Origin of the sequence: Borreliella californiensis (genome assembly GCF_014205885.1) — a bacterium.
In the GTDB taxonomy this organism is placed as follows: Bacteria; Spirochaetota; Spirochaetia; order Borreliales; family Borreliaceae; genus Borreliella; species Borreliella californiensis.
In genome coordinates this window covers 1-1,595 of sequence record NZ_JACHFB010000030.1, presented here as the reverse complement: position 1 = coordinate 1,595, position 1,595 = coordinate 1, and the positions used below count along the sequence as shown (strand labels likewise).

The following is a 1,595-nucleotide window of genomic DNA, read 5'->3' as shown; positions in this document are numbered from 1 at the left end:
TCTTTTTGCAAATTCTTCTCTACATTAATCAATTTTTCTTTTAAAACCTCGTAGTTGTAATTGTCATTATGAAGAAAAACAAAATCTATTGCCTCTTCACTAAACCCTATGTTTAAAAATTCATTTTTTATACTTTCTATGTTATGTGTTCTGTAGGTCAAACTATTCATAAAATCTCCATATTATCCTTTTAATTGTTTATATTCTTTCATAATTTTTTTAATTATTTCTTTTTCATTATTAAATAATTTATCCAAAAGATACCCAGTGAATTTAGCATTACTTTTATAAAAATCGTAACTTTCTTGACTCTTGAGTTGAAATCTTAGTGGCTTTATTGGATTTTGTTTTGATTTGTCCTCTTTAATTTCTATATTCAATATATTCCTATACACACCTTTTAATCCTTTTTCTTTAATATCATTTATTGATACACTCCCCTCTAATACCCTTCTATAAATTTTAAGGTATAAAAAAGCTTGACTTCTAGATATTATAAATTCTGACAAAAAGTCTTCAAATTTTTTGTAACCATCAATCAAATAAAGCTTTTTTTCTCTTATTTTATATAAGATTTTCATTGTTTTAATTTTATTCTCAATATCATCAACCGTAATTCTACGAAGTTGATCCTTATAACTTTTATATTCAAGCTCCTCATTTTCAAATTTTTGAACATCCTCAATTCTATTATTTAATAATATTTTTTTTTCTTTTAGCCTTGACACTTACTCCTCCTAAGTTTTTGTTTTATTTTAAAAAGTCCGCCGAAAGACTTTTTAAAGTATATTGTTTAATATTTTTTTTATTTCTTGATAATAAATTTCTTTATTATTGGGCTCTTTTAATTCATTTATAAAAACCTTAATTGAATTATAAAAATGAACTCTTCCTTTAATAAGATCTTTGTATTCTGACTGTAAAATACTTTCAATATCTTTATATGTATTTCTATTTTTTATAAATTGATTCTCTATTATCAACACATCAATATTTTTCTTTCTTATTATTTCAACTTCTTTTATTTCATTCATTAATATTGGTAGAGACTCTACAGACCACCTTTCTGCTTGAATAGGTATTATAACTTTATGTGTAATGTTTAGTGCATTAAACAATAAAGAACTTAAACTAGGAGGAGTATCAATTATTACATAATCAAAATTATAATAATGTAAATTTTTATCAAATAAATATTCTAACATAAGTTCTTTATAAGGAATATCTCCTTTTTCAAATTTACACAAAATTGGATGGGCTGGAATAATATACATATTATTATTTATTGAATTTATATATTCATTAAAAGCTATGTTTTGATCTCTTTTTAAGAGATAATAAATATTATTCAATTCAATATTTCTGATATATTGTAAAAAATAACTTGTTAAACTATTTTGAGGGTCTAAATCTACAATTAACACTTTATTATTCATTTCGCTTAAAATATATGAAAATATAATTGACAACATGCTTTTGCCAACACCGCCCTTGATTGATGCAATTGTTATTATTTTAGGTTTTTTATTATCCATTTTATTAACGGTCCTTGTTCTGGGTATTTTTTCCCATAAAATTTATATACTTGTTGTTCT

The 1,595-nt window shown here is 23.0% G+C and carries 4 protein-coding genes; all 4 read right to left on the bottom strand.

From position 1 onward, the window contains the following. On the bottom strand, nucleotides 1-170 hold a 170-nt coding region (bdr, locus tag HNP67_RS07050; protein ID WP_236845756.1), incomplete at its 3' end, for a Bdr family repetitive protein. 12 nt (nucleotides 171-182) lie between these two features. Then, nucleotides 183-728 carry a chromosome replication/partitioning protein gene (locus HNP67_RS06760; RefSeq protein WP_184125798.1) on the bottom strand — a complete coding sequence of 182 codons (546 nt, stop codon included), beginning with the start codon at nucleotides 726-728 and terminating at the stop codon, nucleotides 183-185. A gap of 51 nt (nucleotides 729-779) precedes the next feature. Then, nucleotides 780-1,535 (bottom strand): ParA family protein, encoded by a 756-nt coding sequence (locus tag HNP67_RS06755; RefSeq protein WP_184125795.1) that lies wholly within the window; start codon nucleotides 1,533-1,535, stop codon nucleotides 780-782. After that, a partial coding sequence (locus HNP67_RS06750; protein ID WP_184125800.1) for a DUF226 domain-containing protein occupies nucleotides 1,511-1,595 on the bottom strand: 85 nt, incomplete at its 5' end. The genes HNP67_RS06750 and HNP67_RS06755, both read right to left, overlap by 25 nt.

Excerpts from the sequence above, each read along its gene's own strand:
- HNP67_RS06755 (WP_184125795.1), bottom strand. The coding sequence starts at position 1,535 with ATGGATAATAAAAAACCTAAAATAATAACAATTGCATCAATCAAGGGC.